This is a genomic window from Mesorhizobium sp. CU3 (assembly GCF_006442965.1).
Taxonomy (GTDB): domain Bacteria; phylum Pseudomonadota; class Alphaproteobacteria; order Rhizobiales; family Rhizobiaceae; genus Mesorhizobium.
Window position 1 is genome coordinate 127,885 of record NZ_VFWX01000002.1, and the last position, 18,219, is coordinate 146,103.

14 protein-coding genes are annotated in these 18,219 nt (G+C 65.2%); 5 read left to right on the forward strand and 9 right to left on the reverse strand.

Annotated elements, in window-relative coordinates; translation table 11 throughout:
* Positions 1–173: 173 nt before the first annotated feature.
* Positions 174–2,024, forward strand: coding sequence for a monovalent cation:proton antiporter-2 (CPA2) family protein (locus FJ988_RS04050; RefSeq protein ID WP_140815479.1), 1,851 nt, complete (start codon positions 174–176; stop codon positions 2,022–2,024).
* Between the two features lie 10 nt (positions 2,025–2,034).
* Positions 2,035–2,583: a DUF924 family protein gene (locus FJ988_RS04055; RefSeq protein WP_140815480.1), complete on the forward strand. Its 549-nt coding sequence runs from the start codon at positions 2,035–2,037 to the stop codon at positions 2,581–2,583.
* Between the two features lie 3 nt (positions 2,584–2,586).
* Here FJ988_RS04055 and folK read toward each other — a convergent pair whose 3' ends face one another.
* Genes folK through folP form a run of 3 tightly spaced genes read right to left on the reverse strand, consistent with a single transcriptional unit; the run spans position 2,587 to position 4,299 of the window.
* Entirely contained in the window at positions 2,587–3,099 is a 513-nt protein-coding gene (gene folK, locus FJ988_RS04060) for a 2-amino-4-hydroxy-6-hydroxymethyldihydropteridine diphosphokinase (RefSeq protein ID WP_140815481.1), read from the reverse strand.
* Positions 3,083–3,442, reverse strand: coding sequence for a dihydroneopterin aldolase (gene folB / locus FJ988_RS04065; RefSeq protein ID WP_140815482.1), 360 nt, complete (start codon positions 3,440–3,442; stop codon positions 3,083–3,085). Before folB ends, folK begins: the two co-directional genes overlap by 17 nt.
* Before the next feature lie 2 nt (positions 3,443–3,444).
* A complete protein-coding gene (gene folP / locus FJ988_RS04070) occupies positions 3,445–4,299 on the reverse strand; it encodes a dihydropteroate synthase (RefSeq protein WP_140815483.1) in 855 nt (284 codons plus the stop codon).
* An 84-nt stretch (positions 4,300–4,383) separates the two neighbouring features.
* On the opposite strand from folP, the gene FJ988_RS04075 reads away from it, so the two are divergent.
* Together FJ988_RS04075 and FJ988_RS04080 are read left to right on the forward strand one after the other, a co-directional pair.
* Positions 4,384–5,004, forward strand: a complete 621-nt coding sequence (locus FJ988_RS04075; protein WP_140815484.1) for a DUF922 domain-containing Zn-dependent protease — start codon at positions 4,384–4,386, stop codon at positions 5,002–5,004.
* 202 nt (positions 5,005–5,206) lie between these two features.
* On the forward strand, positions 5,207–6,685 hold the full coding sequence (locus FJ988_RS04080; protein ID WP_140815485.1) for an MDR family MFS transporter: 1,479 nt from the start codon (positions 5,207–5,209) through the stop codon (positions 6,683–6,685).
* Positions 6,686–6,745: 60 nt separating this feature from the next.
* Here the strand turns inward: FJ988_RS04080 and FJ988_RS04085 are convergent, their stop codons facing one another.
* The 3 genes from FJ988_RS04085 to FJ988_RS04095 all read right to left on the reverse strand — a co-directional run bounded on the left by FJ988_RS04085 (position 6,746) and on the right by FJ988_RS04095 (position 8,657).
* Positions 6,746–7,777, reverse strand: a complete 1,032-nt coding sequence (locus tag FJ988_RS04085) for an NAD(P)/FAD-dependent oxidoreductase (protein ID WP_140815486.1) — start codon at positions 7,775–7,777, stop codon at positions 6,746–6,748.
* Positions 7,778–7,869: 92 nt separating this feature from the next.
* Positions 7,870–8,190, reverse strand: coding sequence for a 2Fe-2S iron-sulfur cluster-binding protein (locus tag FJ988_RS04090; RefSeq protein WP_140815487.1), 321 nt, complete (start codon positions 8,188–8,190; stop codon positions 7,870–7,872).
* A gap of 98 nt (positions 8,191–8,288) precedes the next feature.
* Positions 8,289–8,657 (reverse strand): Hpt domain-containing protein, encoded by a 369-nt coding sequence (locus FJ988_RS04095; RefSeq protein ID WP_140815488.1) that lies wholly within the window; start codon positions 8,655–8,657, stop codon positions 8,289–8,291.
* A gap of 302 nt (positions 8,658–8,959) precedes the next feature.
* Here FJ988_RS04095 and FJ988_RS04100 point away from each other — a divergent pair, with 302 nt between their 5' ends.
* On the forward strand, positions 8,960–15,268 hold the full coding sequence (locus FJ988_RS04100) for a kinesin (protein WP_140815489.1): 6,309 nt from the start codon (positions 8,960–8,962) through the stop codon (positions 15,266–15,268).
* 88 nt (positions 15,269–15,356) lie between these two features.
* Here FJ988_RS04100 and FJ988_RS04105 read toward each other — a convergent pair whose 3' ends face one another.
* From FJ988_RS04105 to FJ988_RS04115, 3 genes are read right to left on the reverse strand one after another with little or no spacing between them, the layout of a single operon-like run.
* Positions 15,357–15,962: an ABC-type transport auxiliary lipoprotein family protein gene (locus FJ988_RS04105; RefSeq protein WP_246688430.1), complete on the reverse strand. Its 606-nt coding sequence runs from the start codon at positions 15,960–15,962 to the stop codon at positions 15,357–15,359.
* 55 nt (positions 15,963–16,017) lie between these two features.
* The gene (locus FJ988_RS04110) at positions 16,018–17,391 is read right to left on the reverse strand and encodes an MlaD family protein (RefSeq protein WP_140815491.1); all 1,374 of its coding nucleotides are present in this window, start codon (positions 17,389–17,391) and stop codon (positions 16,018–16,020) included.
* 14 nt (positions 17,392–17,405) lie between these two features.
* The gene (locus FJ988_RS04115) at positions 17,406–18,218 is read right to left on the reverse strand and encodes an ABC transporter ATP-binding protein (protein WP_140815492.1); all 813 of its coding nucleotides are present in this window, start codon (positions 18,216–18,218) and stop codon (positions 17,406–17,408) included.
* Position 18,219 lies beyond the last annotated feature (1 nt).

The window sequence follows — 18,219 nt, forward strand, 5'->3', positions numbered from 1 at the left end:
CTTGCAACGACGCCAGCGGATAAACTTGTGTAACGCCGCTGCAACAGCCCGTTGCCGCGCAGCCGCCTCTTTGTATCCGCTGACCGGCGCCCTAACCTTCCAGCCAGTCCTCCCGCCCTTGCCTCGCGCCGCTGGTGCATGCAAGGAGTGCACTGAGCAACAGGGTGACAGGCATGGCGGTTGAAGCCTCGAGCAGCGATCTGGTGCAGGTGGTAGCGCTGCTTGCCGCAGGCGTCGTGGCGGTGCCGATCTTCAAGCGCATGGGACTGGGCTCGATCCTCGGCTACCTCGCCGCGGGCGTCGTCATCGGTCCGTTCGGGCTGCGAATCTTTTCGGAATCGGGGGCGATACTTCACGTCGCCGAGCTCGGCGTCGTCATGTTCCTATTCATCATCGGGCTGGAAATGCAGCCGTCGCGGCTCTGGGGCCTGCGCCGCGAGATCTTCGGGCTCGGCGCGCTCCAGGTCGGCGTCTGCGCGGCGCTTCTGACCCTGGTCGGCATCGCCGGTGGCTTCCCCATCGCCCAGTCCTTCGTCGCCGGCGCTGGCTTCGTGCTGACCTCGACGGCCATCGTCATGCAATTGCTAGAGGAACGCGGCGAGATGTCCTCGCCCAAGGGCCAGCGCATCATCTCCATCCTGTTGCTCGAAGACCTGATGATCGTGCCGCTTCTGGCGCTGGTCGCCTTCCTGGCGCCCGGAGGGGCTGAAACCAGCGTTTCGGAGCGGCTGAGCGAGGTCGGCATCGGCGTCGCGGCGATCGTCGGCTTGGTCGTTGCCGGACGCTATCTGCTCAACCCGCTCTTCCGCATCCTGGCCGATGCCCGCGCCCGCGAAGTCATGACCGCGGCAGCGCTGCTGGTGGTGTTGGGATCTGCCTTGGCCATGCAGCTTTCCGGCCTGTCGATGGCAATGGGCGCTTTCCTGGCCGGCGTACTGCTGTCCGAATCGACCTTCCGCCACCAGCTCGAGGCCGACATCGAGCCGTTCCGCGGCATCCTGCTCGGCCTGTTCTTCCTCGCCGTCGGCATGTCGCTCGATCTTGGCATCGTCGCGCAGAACTGGCGTCTCGTCGCCATCTACGTCGTCGCCTACATGCTCATGAAGGGGCTCGGCATCTATATCGTCGCGCGCATGCTGAAGACCGGCCACCGCGAAGCGCTGGAACGCGCCGTCGTCATGGCGCAGGGCGGCGAATTCGCCTTCGTGCTCTATTCCTCGGCCACCGCGGTCGGCATCATCGACGGCCCGGCCAACGCGACGCTGACCGCCATCATCATCATCTCCATGGTGCTGACGCCCTTGGCCATCATTGCGCTGCGCTATGTCACGCCGCGCGACGAGCAATCGCTGGAAGGCGTCGACATCGCCGACGGCCTCACCGGCAGCGTGCTGATCATCGGCTTCGGACGCTTCGGCCAGATCGCCAGCCAGCCGCTGCTGTTGCGCGGCATCGACGTGTCGATCATCGACAACGATGTCGAGATGATCCAGGCCGCCGCCGATTTCGGCTTCAAGGTCTATTATGGCGATGGCACAAGGCTGGACATCCTGCGCGCCGCCGGTGCGGGACGGGCGCGCGCCGTGCTGATCTGCGTCGACAAGCCCGACGCGGCCGTGCGCATGGCCGAGCTCATCAAGTCGGAGTTCCCGCTGCTGACGATCCTGGCACGCGCCTTCGATCGCGGCACCGCGCTGCAGCTCATTCGCGCCGGCGTCGACTACCAGTTGCGCGAAACCTTCGAATCCGCGCTCGTCTTCGGCGGTTCGGCGCTGGAAGCGATGGGCGTCGATCCGGAAGAGGTCGCCGAGGTCATCGACGACGTGCGGCGGCGCGACAGCGACCGCTTCGAGACGCAACTCGCCGAAGGCATCCGCGCCGGCCGGCGCTTCCTGCGCGGCAACATCGGCACGCCGATCCCGACGCCGCTCGCCACGCCGCGTCGCCCGGGCCAGGCGCTGAACGAAGAGACCGCCGTCGTGCTGAACCAGGACACGCCGAGCAAGGCAGAGACGAAGAGCTGAGGGGAAAGGCATGGCGGAGCTCGACCCACGAGCGCTTTCGGTCACGACATTCTGGCGCGATGCCGGCGAGGACGCATGGTTCGAGAAGAACGATGCCTTCGACGCCGATTTTCGCAACCGTTTCCTGGGCTTGCACTATGCCGCAGCCCGACGAGAATGCGACGACTGGAACGCCCATGCCGAGGGGTCGCTCGCGCTGATGATCCTGCTCGACCAGTTCCCGCGCAACTGTTTTCGCGGGACTGGCCACATGTATGCGACCGATCCGTTGGCCAGATACTTCGCCGGCAAGGCAATCGCCGCCGGACAGGACCTCGAGCTGCAAGAGCTTGTCCGCGTCTTCCTCTATCTGCCCTTCGAGCATTCCGAATTTCTGGCCGACCAGGAACGCTCGGTGGAGCTTACGGCCGCCAAAGCGCCCGAATACCTGAAATACGCCGACGAGCATCTGGAGATCATCCGGCGCTTCGGCCGCTTCCCGCACCGCAACCGGATGCTCGGCCGCGAGACGACGGCGGAGGAACAGGCATTTCTGGACGGCGGCGGGTTTTCCGGCTGATCTTTAGCCCAGCCACCATTCCCGACCGGACGGCAACCGCTCGATACCCGAAATATCGACGGCCTCGAGCCGCTCCGCCACGCTCCTGCCGCCGACGGCGAGCCCGGGCGCGATCTCGGCCAGCGGCGCCAGCACGAAGGCGCGCTCCAGCATGCGCGGATGCGGCACTTCGAAGCCGGTTTCGTGGATCACCCGGTCGCCGAACACCAATATGTCGATGTCGATCAGCCGTGGCCCCCAGCGCTCTTCGCGCACGCGCTTCAGGCGCCGCTCGACATCGAGGCAAAGGTCGAGCAGCGCACGCGGCGCAAGCTCCGTCTCGACCGCGGCGGCCGCGTTGAGGAAATCCGGCTGGTCGAGCTTGCCCCAGGGCGGCGTGCGGTAGAGCGAGGACACGGCGCTGACGCGCGTGCGGTCATCGCCGTCCAGCATGCGCAGCGCCGCAGCCATCGACTTCGCCGGGTCGCCGAGATTGCCGCCGAGACTGAGATAGACGGTGCTATTGCGGCCAGACAACGGTCACCTCGACATGATCGAGCACGCCCGGCACCGGCGCGTTCGGCTTGCGCACTGTGATCGCCGCTTTCCTGATCTGCGGAAACCGTGCCGCCAGCGCCTTCGCCACTTCCAGCGCCAGCGCCTCGATCAGGAAGCGGCGATGCCCGGTGACGATCTTCTCGATCACCGTGAAGGCGACGCCGTAATTGACGGTGTCCTCGATGGAATCTTCCTCCAGCGGCCGGCTCGGCTCGACCGTCAGTTCGGCGTCGACATAAAAACGCTGGCCGAGCGTCTCCTCCTCGTCCAGCACGCCGTGGCGGGCAAAGAAGGCGCAGTTCTGCATACGGATGACGTACATGATCAGTGTCCGGGAGGGGGCTCGATTTCGCGCGCCAGCATAGCATCGGTGACCGCCAGCGCATCCACGTTGATTGCGACATCGTGGACGCGAAACAGGTCGGCTCCCTTCAAGCGCAAAATCACGCTGGTGGCTGCTGTCCCGGCGGCGCGGTCGGCCGGATCGCGCCCGGTGGCATTGCCGATGAAGCGCTTCCGCGACGTCCCGGCCATCAGCGGATAGCCGAGCGCGTGCAGCTCCGAAAACCGCGCCATCAGGTCGAGATTTTCCTCCGCCGTTTCCTTTGCGAAACCGAAGCCGGCGTCGAGCACGATCTGGCCGTCGGCGACGCGGGCGCCATGCGCGATCTTCAGCGACTTGCGCAAGAACAGGAACTGGTCCTCGATTACATCCGGCAGTTTCTGCCGCTCGCGTCCTGTGTGCATGATGATGAGCCCGGCGCCGGTCTCGGCGGCGACGCGGGCGATGCCGGGCTCGCGCTGCAGGCCCCAGACGTCGTTGACGATATGCGCGCCGGCAGCGACCGCGCGCCGCGCGGTGTCCTCGCGATAGGTGTCGATCGAGATCAGCGCTTCGCCGGCGGCGGCCAGCGCCTCGATGACCGGCAGCACGCGCGCCTGTTCTTCTTCTTCTGTGATCGGGGCGAAGCCGGGCCGTGTCGATTCCCCGCCGACATCGATGATGGCCGCACCTTCCTTGACCATGCGGTGCGCTTGCTCCACCGCCTTTTCCGGTGCGATGAACAGACCGCCGTCGGAAAAGGAGTCCGGCGTGACGTTGAGGATGCCCACGACGACCGCCTTCGGCCCGAGGTCGAGATGGAGTCCATGCGCCAGCTGCCACCGCCTGTTCGTCATCGTCCATCAACCATGCGTGAGCCGCGCGAAATCATTTTCGTTGCGCCGGCAACGGCCCTAAAGCAAGCTGCGTGAAGAGGCAACATGATGAACCGACCGCTGCTCTGCGTCCTGATGCTCGCCCTGACCGCTCCCGCGGCAAGCGCGGCCAACCTGGTCAAGACATACAGCTATTTCAGCGTCGGCGGCCGCACGCTCGACGAGATCCAGAACCAGCTTTCGAAGAACGGGCCCGAGGTCAAAAGCACCGGATCGCGCCACCCCGGTGCCACGCAGATGGCCTTCACCAACCGCATCAGCTACGAGCAGGGTGCCGGTTTCTGCCGCGTCGCCGACGCGGTCGTCACCGTGAAGGTCAAGGTGATCCTGCCCGAGTGGCGGCGGCCGCGCAAATCCGACCCCGACGTCAGGCTGTTCTGGGACACGCTGTCGGCCGACATCAAGCGCCACGAGGAGCGCCATGTCGAGATCGCCAAGAACCATGCGCGTTCGCTGGAGGATGCGCTGAAGGCCGCCCCTCCGCAAAAGACCTGCGGCGATGCGAAGGCCAAGGCGGCTCAGATCACCGCGACGGAACTCGCCAGGCACGACCAGGATCAGGTGCGCTTCGACCGTGTCGAGGCCGTCAATTTCGAAAACCGCATCCTTAGTCTGATGCGCTACCGGATGCAGCGGATCGAAGCCGGCCAGCTGCCGCCGCCCTGACGCGGCTCATTGAAGGCCAACTCGCTTCCAAACATGGTGCCAGAACGCGAAAACTTTCGAGCGACGGTCGAAATCGGCCTAAATCGCACGACATATAGCGGGTTCGAACACCCCGAACCCCTTATCCGCGATGGGAAATGACAGGCGCGACCGGCCGAGGCCGTCTTGGCGCATTGATGACCACCCTTTGAAAGAACGACGCATGGACCAGACCGTCGAGAACCAAGCGACGAAAGCCTCGCCGCTGATCAGCGAGAGCGAGAAGAACGCCATCATCGGCGGCGTGCTCTTGTCGATGCTTCTGGCCGCGCTTGACCAGACCATCGTCGCCCCCGCTCTGCCGACCATCGCGCGCGCGCTCGGCCATGCAGAATACCTGCCCTGGATCGTCACCGCCTATCTTTTGACCGCGACCGCCATGGCGCCGCTCTACGGCAAGATCTCCGATGTGTATGGGCGCAGGCCGGTCATCTATGCGGCGATCCTGGTCTTCCTCTTCGGCTCGCTGGTCAGCGCGCTGGCGCCCAACATGCTGGTGCTGGTCATCGGCCGCGCCATCCAGGGCGCCGGCGGCGGCGGTCTCTTCGCGCTGGCGCAAACCGTCATCGGCGATCTGGTGCCGCCGCGCGAGCGCGCACGCTACGCGGCCTGGATCTCCGGAACCTGGGCGGTCGCCAGCATCGCCGGCCCGCTGCTCGGCGGCGTCTTTGCCGAACATTTGCACTGGTCGCTGATCTTCTGGATCAACCTGCCGATCGGCTTCCTGGCCATGGCGATCATCAACAACCCGCTGAAGAAGCTGCCGGTCGCGGCCAGGAACCACCGCATCGACGGCCTGGGCGCCGTGCTTTTGGTCATTGCCACGGCACTGCTGCTTCTGGCGCTGAACTGGGGCGGCAGTGCCTACCCTTGGCTGTCGCGCGAAATCCTCGGCCTGCTGGCCTGCTCCGCCGTGTTCTGGGCATTCTTCGCGCTGAGGCTATTGCGCGCGGCCGAGCCGCTGATCTCGCTGGACGTGCTGAGCAATCCGATCGTGCTCGCCGGCACGCTGTCGATGTTCCTGTTGCAGGCGGCCAATATCGGCGCCTCAGTCTATTTGCCGGTTTATCTGCAGGCGGTCATCGGGCTGTCGGTAAGCGAATCCGGCGTGGCCATGCTCGGCCTTCTGCTCGGCACGGTCGCGGGCGCCACCTTCTCAGGCCGCATGATCCCGCGCTTCGTGCACTACAAGCGCATCGCCATGATCGGCATCACCTTGGCCATTGCCAGCCTCGGCCTGCTCAGTGCCATTGCCGGACATGCCTCGCTGCTCGAGGTCGAGATCCTGACCACGCTTGTCGGCCTCGGCGGCGGGACGACCTTCCCGGTCGCCACCGTCTCTGTCCAGAACGCCGTCGATCGCACCCATCTCGGCGTCGCCACCGGCGTGCTGACCTTCCTGCGCACATTAGGTGGCGCGCTGGGCGTCGCCATGCTCGGCGCCGTCGCGCTCGGCTATGGCCTGCCCCTCTCCGCCGAAGGATCGCAGACGCACATACAGCTGGCATCGGCCTTGCCGTTCGTGATGATCTTTCTGACCGCCGGCGTGACGCTCGTCCTGGGACTGATCGTAATCTTCCTGATGCCGGAAAAACCGCTGCGCGGCCGCGACGAGCATGCCGCGCCGGTGCTTGCGGAATAGATCCCTATCCTATGCGGTGTGTCGGGATTCAGGCCGGCATCACCTGTCTATCGATACGCCTCAGTCGTGCACGCCGAGCTTCTTCTGCAGGCTCGTCGACGAGGTCGTGTATTGGAACACGATGCGCTCGCCGGGACTGACGATGCGCTTGGCCGCCTGCGCCATCAACGCGACTTCATGGAAGCCTGACAGGATCAGCTTCAGCTTGCCCGGATACGAGTTGATGTCGCCGACGGCGAAAATGCCCGGGATCGACGTCTGGAACTTCTCGGTGTCGACCGGGATGAGGTTCTCGTTGAGATTGAGCCCCCATTCGGCGATGGGCCCGAGCTTCATGGTGAGGCCGAAGAAGGGCAGCATACGCGTGCACGGCACCTCGACGTCGCCGTCCGGACCGCCCTTGATGGTCGCCGACGCAAGCTGGCCATCGGCGCCGGTGAGCGCGCTGACCTGACCGACCAGGAATTCCAGCTGCTTCATCTCCTGCATGGCGTACATCTTGTTGACGCTGTCGGGCGCGGCGCGGAACTCCGGGCGCCGGTGGACCAGCGTCACACTGCGGGCGATCGGCTGCAGGTTGAGCGTCCAGTCGAGCGCCGAATCCCCACCGCCGACGATGACCAGATCATGGCCGCGGAATTCCTCCATGCGGCGCACCGAATAGAAGACGCTTTTGCCTTCATAGGCCTCGATGCCCGGAATGGGCGGCCGCTTGGGCTGGAACGAGCCGCCGCCGGCGGCGATCACCACCACCTTGGCCTCGAACAGTTCGCCCTCGTCGGTGGCGACGCGGAAACTGCCATCCTCCAGCTTTTCCAGGCTGGAGACCATGCGGTTGAAGGTGAAGTCCGGCTTGAACGGGTGGACCTGCTCCATCAGCTTGTCGACGAGCCCTTGGGCCGAGATCGTCGGCCATCCCGGAATGTCGTAGATCGGCTTTTCCGGATAGAGTTCGGCGCACTGGCCGCCGGGACGGTCGAGGATGTCGATCAGATGGCACTTCATGTCGAGCAGGCCAAGCTCGAACACGGCAAACAGCCCGACCGGCCCTGCTCCGACGATGAGAACGTCCGTCTTGATGGTCTCGCTCATCCGATGTGCCCCTTTTTGGGAATGGGGCGAGACTGCATGAGCCGTGGCCTGCTGCCAAGCAGCCAAGATGAAAGAAAATTGGAAAGTCGGCTTTAGCCCTGGCGTTCGGGCACGCGCACAATCAATCCGTCGAGCGCATCGCGGACCTTGATCTGGCAGGACAGGCGCGAATTCGGCCGCACGTCATAGGCGAAGTCGAGCATGTCTTCTTCCATCGCCTCCGGTTCACCGACCTCGGCCGTCCAGGCTTCGTCGACATAGACATGGCATGTCGCGCAGGCGCAGGCGCCGCCGCATTCGGCTTCGATGCCGGGAACCGCGTGGCGGATCGCGTTCTCCATGACGGTCGAGCCGTTTTCGGCATCCACGTCGAATTGGGTCCCGTCATGGGCGATGTAGGTCAGCTTTGTCATTGGTCACCTGAGGAGTCGCAGCCGAGATAATCACTCCGCCGGACAAGTCAACTGCGGCGCGTAAGCGCCACGAAATGACGTTTTTTTGGAATATGGAGCTACCGGCTGATGCCGGCGATGAAGTCGCGCACTTCCTCGATCAGCGTGCCGAGCTTCCTGAGCGCCCTTGGATCGTCCGGCTGCTTTTCGATGGCGCCCGCGCATTCGGCGACCGCAAAGGCGCCGATGCCGCGCGCCGATCCCTTCAGCCCGTGCGCCAGAAGCACCCTTTGCCGGGCGTCGGCGTCGACAATCTGGTCGCGAACCGAAAGCGACTGGTGCACGAACAGCGCCAGCACCTCTCTTTCAAGCTCGCGGTCGCCCATCGTCTGGCGCGCCAAATGGGCAAGATCCACAGGCCGGGCTCCGGCCGTTCCCGAGGCATCGCCACCGGGCATCGAAAACGCTACACCAACTTCGCCACGCATACGCACTTATAAACTCCATCACGCGGGCACGTCGCCTAAGCAAATAGGTGATTCACCTCGCCATCGGGTTAACGATTGCCGGGGAAAAATGTTGTCACGGAGGCAGCCGCATCACGCTTCCGTTAACCTTATATTTAAAGTTTTACGTATCGCCCCGAATGCATGTTTTCTTTACCCCAGTGTGTCATTACGATACGAGGGTCCATTTTTCAGCCTCCTGCTCGGGATAGACAAGCCAGAATCGGGCCAGAATCAGGCCACAATCATAAGTCCCGCGGCAGCTAGTACAGGGTAGCGAAGGCATGGCTAAGAAACCAACGACGACCAAATCTCTTGACAGCGACGTGGCCGCAGAACTGGAAAAGGCGCTCGACCTTGACCTGAACGGCGACGAAGGTGGCCTCGATATGGCGGCGTCGATGGAAGACCTTGAGGCTCAGATCTCGGCAGCGGCCGATGAGCTGGCGCGCGAAGGCCGCAGCCAGAAAGCGGAGCCGGCGAACATTCCCCTGCCGCCGAAGGCGCCCGCCGCCAAGCCGGCGGAATTGCGCCCCGTGGAGCCGCGCAACCCGCAGCCAGCCGGTTTCACGCAACCTGTAGGCTTCACGCCCGCCAATGACGACCGCCAGAAGGACTACAAAACCCTTCTGCATACCCTCAACCGGCGCGCGTCGAGCACCGTCTATTGGGTGATCGCCTTTCTTTCGCTGGCCTGGATCGCCGGCGCCGGCGGCCTGGCCAACCTTCTGTTCGGCCCGGACATCTGGAAGATCCGCAGCTTCGACCAGTTCTTCGCCCGCCCCGAACTGATCGGGCTAGCGGTTGCGGCCATCGTTCCGATCATCCTGTTCTGGGCCTTCGCCGCCATGATCCGGCGCGCCCAGGAAATGCGCATTGCCGCGCAATCGATGACCGAGGTGGCGTTCCGCCTCGCCGAGCCCGAAAACCTTGCCCAGGACCGCGTCATGATGATTGGGCAGGCCGTTCGCCGCGAGGTGGCGGCCATGGGCGAAGGCATCGAGCGCACGCTCGCGCGCGCCGTCGAGCTCGAAACGCTGGTGCACAGCGAAGTCAGCCAGATCGAACGCTCCTACTCGGAGAACGAGGCCCGCATCCGCTCGCTGGTCGATGGCCTCGGCAGCGAGCGTGAGGCGGTCGTCACCCACGCCGAGCGCGTGCGCGCCTCCATCTCCAGCGCCCATGAGACGCTGCGCGACGAGATCGGCGCGGCCAGCGACATCATCCGCGATTCCATCCTCAACGCCTCGACCAAGCTGTCGATGACGATCAACAATTCCGGCGACACGCTGATCGATCGCATCAATGAAAGCTCGACGTCGATCTTCGATTCCGTCGAATCGCGCCTGGACAACATCACCGACCGCCTGTCGACCTCCGGCGAAGCCTTCGCCAGCCTGCTCGACACCCGCATCGCCAAGCTGACCGACACCACCGACGGCCTCACCCGTTCGCTGACCGACCTGCTCGATGACCGCACGCACGGCATGGTCTCGCTGCTCGGCGGCGCCGCGCGCACGCTGAGCTCCGAGTTCGAGGCGAGCCTCAGCGGCATCGAACGCACGCTTGCCGAGCGCGGTCAGGCGCTGATCAGCGAGTTCCAGACCCGCGCCGAGGCGCTCGACACCGGCACGCAGAAGCTCAACGCAGCGCTCGAAGCGCGCGCCCGCCAGATCAACGAGACGCTGGTCGACCGCGCCCGCGAGATCGCCAACACCTTTGCCGAGAGCAAGGATCAGCTGTCGTCGATGATCGACCAGGGCAAGACCCAGATCGGCGCCGACATGGCCGACATCATCTCGTCGACCTCGTCCATGCTCGAAGCCCGCGCCACCGATTTCGCCGGCCGCATGGAAAACGCGCGCCATGTCGTGTCGCGCTCCTTCGACTCTGACATCCAGCGGCTGGCCAATGCCCGTGTCGGCATCGAGGAAGCCGTCGAGAATCACAGCCGCAAGCTTTCCGACAGCCGCGACCGCATGGCCGCGGCCATGGAGGCGGACCTGGCGAAGTTCGCCGAAGGCCGCGCGGCGATCGATGCCGCCGTCACCAACCAGGTGCAGAAGCTGGCCGAGGGCCGCGGCCTGATCTCGCGCGCCTTGGAGGAAGACCTGCGCAAGGTCAACGAATCTCGCGCCGCCATCGACGCGTCGCTGGGCAGCCATCTCGAGCAGCTCGAGGAAGGCCGCAACCGCCTTGCCCAGGCTATGACCGAAGACTCCAGCAGGCTTGTCCAAGCCCGCACAATGATTGATGAAATGGTCGCTGGCCACGTCGGCAAACTGGCCGAGGGCCGCAACATCCTGGCCCGCGCCCTGGATGCCGATCTCGGCAAGCTCGCCGACAGCCGCGCCTCGGTCGACGGCCTCGTCGCCGGTCAGGTCGAAAAGATCGCCGAAGGCCGCGCCGTGCTCGCCAAGGCTCTCGAAACCGACATCATCGGCATCAGGAACCTGATCGAGACCCATTCGGCGAAGCTCGCCGAGGACAGGGGTGAATTGAGCCGCTCGCTGGAGCAGGACTTGAGCGGCATCCGCGGCCTGATCGACAGCCATGCCGGCAAGCTGGCCGACGACCGCAGCCTGCTGTCGCAGACGCTGGAAGCCGACCTTGCCAAGCTGGCCGACAGCCGCGCCTCGATCGACGGCCTGGTCGCCGGCCAGGTAGAGAAACTGGCCGAGGGCCGCGATATCCTCAAGCGCGCGCTCGAAGCCGACCTCAACACCATCAAGGGTGCCATTGCGGGACACTCCGACAGGGTGTTGGAGGATCGCGCTCATCTGTCGAAGGCCCTCGACGCCGACCTCAAGACGGTCAGCGGCGCAATCGCCGACCATCAGACCAGGCTCGTCGAGGACCGCTCGGCGCTGTCGAACGCCCTGCAGGACGATCTGCGCAGCGTCAGCAGCGCCGTTACCGACCACCAGGATCGCCTGGTTCAGGAACGTTCGTTGCTGTCGAAGTCGCTCGAAGACGATCTCGCCAAGCTGGCCGAGAGCCGTTCCTCCATCGATGGTCTGGTCGCCGGCCAGGTCGAGAAGCTCGCCGAAGGCCGCGATATCCTCAAGCGCGCGCTGGAAGCCGACCTCAATACGATTCAAGGCGCCATCGTCGATCATTCGCAAAAGATCACCGATCACCGCGCCGACCTGTCACGCGCGCTTGGCGCCGATATGGCGACGGCCAGCGGCTTGATGCAGAGCCACGCCGATCAGCTGTCGCAGAACCGTTCGACTTTGTCGAAGGCGCTGGAGGACGATCTGGCGAAACTGGCCGAAAGCCGCTCCGGCATCGACGGCCTGGTCGCCGGCCAGGTCGAGAAGCTCGCCGAGGGCCGCGATATCCTGAGGCGCGCGCTCGAAGCCGATCTTGCCAAGCTGGCCGAAAGCCGTGCCGGCATCGACGGCCTCGTGGCAGGCCAGGTCGAGAAGCTCGCCGAAGGCCGCGACATCCTCACGCGTGCCCTTGAAGCTGACCTCGCCAAGCTCGCCGAAAGCCGCTCCGGGATTGACGGCCTGGTCTCGGGCCAGGTCGAAAAGCTCGCCGAAGGCCGCGACATCCTCAAGCGCGCCCTTGAAGCTGACCTCCAGAAGCTGACCGAAAGCCGTTCCGAGATCGACGGCATCATTGCCGGCCATGTCGGCAAGCTGTCGGAAGGTCGCAACATTCTGGCCCGCGCCCTTGAAGACGATATCGCCAAGCTCGCCGAGGCGCGCAAGGACGTCGATCGTTCGGTGTCCGACCATATCGACCAGATTGCCGCCAGAAGCGGCGATATCTCGGCGGCAATCGCCGCCGATGTCGAAAAGATCGAGCAGGCCTTCAGCCGCCAGACCGGCATCATCGAGGAACGCTCCGGCACCATGGAGCGCGCGCTCTCGACCGGTGTCGACAATGTCCGCGGCGTCCTGGAAAAGACCGCCGTCTTCGTCGCCGGCGCGCTGCGCGACAAGGTGATGGAAGTCACCAGCAGCCTGCACGAGCAGGCGGGCGCCGCCTTCAGCGACGCCGACCGCAAGATCGCCGAGCGCGCCGAGCAGACCTCGGCCGCCCTGCTTGCCAGGGCCGAGGACATCGCCCACGCCTTCGAGGAAGCGGACCGCCGCCTGCACGAACGCGCCCAGGATACGTCCAACATGCTCATGGCACGTGCCGACGATGCGTCGAGCGCACTGATGGCGCGAGCCGAGGAAACCGCCGACAAGCTGGCCAGCCGCGCCGGCGACATCGCCAACACCTTCGACGCCGCCGACCAGAAGCTGGTCGCCCGCGCGGTCGAGACGGCGCAGTCGCTTGCCGCCCGCGCCGGCGACATCCTGCGCAACTTCGAGGGCGCCGACGAGCGGCTGTCGGCGCGCATCTCGGAATCGGCCGAAGCGCTAGCCGCCCGCGCCTCCGATCTCGGCCGCATCTTCGACGGCGCCGACCAGCAGTTGATGGCGCGCATCGCCGAAGGCTCCGAAGCGCTTTCCGCCCGCGCCGGCGAAATCGGCCGCATTTTCGAAGACGCCGACAACCGGTTGGTCTCGCGCATCGCCTCGAGCAGCTCGACCATCGGCGAGCATGCCGATACCATCATCGGCGCCTTCGCCGCCACCGAGCAGCGCGTCGCCGACCGTGCCCGCCAGACCGGCCAGGAACTCGCCATCCACGCCCGCGAGATCGAGCAGGCGCTGGCCGGCGCCGACGAGCGGCTGGCCGCGAGCGCCGCGGCCGCGGCCGCTCGTGTCGAGGACCAGGTGGCCGGCGTCGAAAACCGCCTCGCCTACACCGCCGAAGCGATGGGCCAGAAGCTCAACGAGCAGGTCTCCAGCGCCGAAGCCCAGCTGATCTCGCGCGCCAACGTCATTGCCGAAACCTTCACGGCGGTCGGCCAGCATATCGGCCAGAGCACCAACGAGGCGGCCAAGACGATCGGCTCGAACACCCGTGAGCTCAACACCATGCTCGCCGCCCGCTCCGCCGAGATGGCGAAGATCCTCGACGAGACGGCCCGGCCGCTGGTCGAGCGCTTCGCCCAGGGCGGCTCCGAGCTGCAGCGCAGCATGGAAGAGGTCACGGAACGCGCGACCGAGAAGCTGCGCAGCGAGAACGTCAACCTCGTCAATGCGCTTGCCAGCCGCACGGCCGAGACGCTTTCGGCGGTCGAAGGTGCGCGCTCGTCGCTGGCCGACAGCGTGTCCGACCTGATCGGCCGCATGACGACCTCCAGCGCCCAGCTTGGTCAGCTGATCGATCAGGCGGCGGTCAATCTCGGCCAGGTCGAGGATCGGCTTGCTGGCTCAACGCAGAGCTTCGCCGCGACGACGGAGAAGGCCGCGCAGACCTTCGCCTCTTCGGCCCGTCTGGTCGATTCCAACACGACAAGGCTCACCGACCTCTCGTCGGCGACGCTGCGCGAAGTTGCCTCGATCGCGACCAAGTTCGACGAACACAGCCGCCTGCTCTCAAGCGCCTCGAACCTGCTTAGCTCCGCGCAGAGCAATCTCGAGCACACGCTGGAGCGCCAGTCGTCGCTGGAAGACCTCGCCGTCGGCCTGGTAAAGAAGTCGGAAGACCTCGAAAAGGTGATGCGTTCCTTCGAGAACCTCGTCGGCCAGACGATGCAGAACGCGGAAGGCCGCACGATGGAATCGGCGGAAAAGATCCGCACGGCCATCACCGAGGTCGTCGAATCGGCCACTCGCCGCTTCGCCGACGCGACCGAGGAAATGCGCCGCACCGCCGGCTCCATCAAGAGCGAGCTCGACCTCACCCGTGCCGAGCTCAAGAAGGGCGTCATCGAGATGCCGGAAGAGGCCAAGGAATCGACCTCGGCCATCCGCCGCGCCGTCGCCGAGCAGATCAACGCGCTGAAGGAACTCTCGGATATCGTTGCGAAATCCGGCCGCAGCGGCTCGAGTGAAACCAGCGAGCCGCGCGGTCTACGCCCGACTCCGCAGCAAGCGCCGGCCCGCGCCGCCGAACCGCCGCTGCGCCGTCCGCCGGCACCGCAGCCTCAACCCCAGTCGCAGCCCCAGCCGCAACCGGCGCCTCGCGCCCCGCAGGCACCGATCGCCGAAACGACACTGCGCGGCACGCTCGATCTCGAACGTCCGGCCGATGCGCCGCGCCGCGACCCCAATGCCAAGACACCGCAAGGCGGCTGGGTGCGCGACCTGCTGACCAACGCCTCGCGTGAGGAAGAACTGCGGCCGGCGGCCCCCGCGGAAGCGCCGCGCGCGACGCCTGCTCCGCGCTCGCCGCTGCATGTCATGGAGTCGCTCAACTCGCTCTCCGTCGACATTGCCCGCGCCATAGACCACGACGCCTCGATCGAGTTGTGGAACCGCTACCGCCGTGGCGAGCGCGACGTGTTCACGCGCCGCCTCTACACGCTGAAGGGCCAGCAGACCTTCGACGAGATCCGCCGCAAGTACCAGGCCGAGGCCGAATTCCGCGCCGCGGTCGACCGCTACTGCGAGGATTTCGAAAAGCTGCTCAAGGATGTCTCGCGCAACGACCGCGACAACATCATGGGGCAGACCTATCTGACCTCCGACACCGGCAAGGTCTACACCATGCTAGCCCACGCCAGCGGCCGACTGCACTGAGCCAAATCGGCGGATGGAAAACAAAAAGGCGGGTCCGACCCGCCTTTTTTCATACCCATGATTTGGATTTGTCGGCTTGGCCGACAACTCAGATCGTAGAATCCGTCCAGCGGACGATGTCCTTGGCAGCCTGGCCGAAGGCGCTGTCCAGCGCGCCGACATAGGCGGCGTTGCCGCTCCCGGAGACCGGCGCGCTCGCGGTAAAGTCCTTCGAGGCGCGCACCTCGCCGTTACGGTCGTTGAGGATGCGCACGAACAGTTCGACATCGGCGTGCTCGCCGCCATTGACGCGCACCTCGAAGGCACGCACCTCGACGATGATCTGGTAATCGATCGCCAGCCCCTCGCCCGGCTTGCCGACGCCGGCGAAGCTGCCCGAACGCTGGAAGGTCTCGGCGAGCCTTGCCTGCACGATAAGCGGCAGGCGGTCAGCCCATTGCGCGCCCTTAAGGAACTGGATCGACCGGTCGGACGGCCTGATGACGATGTTCTGGCTGTCCAGCGCCTTGAGCGCCGAAGGCTGGGCGATCAGGATCTGGCGGCGGCTGTGGGCGCGCGCATCGACGGAAGGCGCCGATAGTTCGAATGTATCGAGCGGCGCCGGCTTGCCGCCCAATGCTGCGCAGCCGGCGAGCGTGAACACCAGCAACGAAGCAACCGTCGACTTCAACCCTCGCACCCTGCTCGACGTCACGCGCGATCCCCGCTGTCCCCGCAGTTCATTGTCTTGGCGGTCGCGGCGGCCGAAGTCAACGCCGCACCCTGCCGTCAAACTGTTTCACCTCGCCGTCGCCGCCCGACAGGATGCGCTGCGGATTACGGCTTAGGTCGGTCACCGCTTCCTCGATGCGGTTGATCGAACGCCGGCTGTCCTGCACCAGCGCCTCGACATTGTTGAGACCCGGGCCTGAGAAGCGCGCCAGATTGTCGGTGATGGTGCCGAGCCGCGCGTTCAGTGTATCAGCCACCTGCTTGAAGGATTTCAGCGTCTCGCGAGCATCGGCCATCACGCCGTCGGCCTCGCCGGAGCCGAGGATCTTGTCGACCTTGGCCAGGATGCCGTCGACACGCACCGAGGCGTCGTTGAGGCGCTGCGCGAGCTGGCGGGCATCCTTGATCGTCTGGTCGATGTCGTCCGAGCGGTTGGCGATCTTGTCGGTGACCTTGGCGATGTCCGCGGCCGCCTTGTCGGCGCTGGCGCTGGCCTTCTGGATGTTGGCCAGAGCCGCCTTGACGTCGGCTGGGTCGATGCCGTCGAGCACGCCGTTGACCTTGGCCAGCGTGCCTTGCGTCTGCTTGGCGAAGTCGTTGATCGAACCGACCGCGGTGTTGACGTTGTCGATGACGGTGTCGAACTGCTTCGAGGTCTCTTTCAGGTTCGCCGTCACCGTGTCGACATTGGCGACGATGCTCTTGATCTGGTCCTTGTCGACGGAGTTGAGCAGGCCTTCGGCCGCTTTCAGCGTGCTGTCCAGCCTGCCGGAGACGTTCTTCAGCTGATCGGAAAGCGAGCTGACCGCTGTCAGGAACTTGTCGATGCCATCGGAATTCTTGGCCAGCGCGTCGGAGAAGGTCTGGACATTCTTGACCGTCTGCGTCAGCGGGCCGCGCACGTCCTTGGTGAAGCCCTCGAGCTCGGTCAGGACCTTGTCGGCGCGGGTGAAGATGTTCTGGGCGGTCTGCAGAAGGTTGGTGACGGCCGATGGGTTGGCGACGATCTCGGCGATCCTGCCTTCCTTCTTGGCCTCGTCGAGCAGCCTCGCTTCCTTTGGATCGGCGCCCTTGAGTTCGATATTGGCTTGGCCGCTCAGGCCGGTCAGTCCGAGGTCGGCCTGCGTCGACTTGGTGATCGGCGTCCAGCTTGCGACTTCGGTGTCGGCGATCGCCACGGTCGGATCGTCACCGTCGATATAGACATTCTTGACGTCGCCGACCCTGACGCCGTTGAACAGCACCAGGCTGCCGCGGCTGAGGCCGGATGCCGAGCCCGGGATGCGCACGCGCAGCATGGCCGTCTCGCCCTTGTCGCCGATCGCGGCCGTCCAATAGACGAAGGCGAAGGCCGCCAGGATCGCACCCAGCGTGAAGATGCCGACAATGACGTAGTTGGCTCGTGTTTCCATTGCCTCACTTATGGCTATGCGCGCGCCGCAAGATCAAGTTGCCGGGCACGTTTTCCGCGGAAATAGGATTTTACCCACGGCTCCTCGCTTTTCAGCATGTCGTCGATAGTGCCTTCGACCAGCACCTTCTTCTTGCCGAGCACGGCGACGTGGTCGCAAGCCGTGAACAGCGTGTCGAGATCGTGCGTGACCATGTAGACGGTCAGCTCCATCGTGTCGCGCAGCTTGACGACCAGCTCGTCGAATTCCGCCGCGCTGATCGGATCGAGCCCGGAGGTCGGCTCGTCGAGAAAGACGATATCGGGATCGAGCGCCAGAGCGCGCGCCAGCGCCGCGCGTTTGATCATGCCGCCGGACAGCTCTGACGGGAACTTCTGCGCAGCGTCCGGCGGCAGCCCGACCAACTCGATCTTGAGCAATGCAAGCTCGTCCATCAGTGCCTTGGGCAGGTCGAGATACTCGCGCATCGGCACCTGCACATTCTCCAGCACCGTCAGCGCCGAAAACAGCGCGCCATGCTGGAAAAGCACGCCGAGCCGCATGTCGACGCGCAGCCGGTCCGCGTCGTCTGCCTTGTCGACGTCGACGCCGAACAGCTTGATCGTTCCCGACTGCTTCGGCATCAGGCCGAGGATGGTGCGCAACAGCACCGACTTGCCGGCGCCGGCGGCGCCGCCGCAGCCCAGGATCTCGCCGCGCTTGATGTCGAGCGACAGCTTGTCGAGGATCAGCCTGTCGTCGATGGCCACGGTGACGTCGCGCACGGACAGCACGATCTCGTCGTCGATCTGTCCTTCCGCCGCTGTCACGCCGTTCCCGTTCGCCATC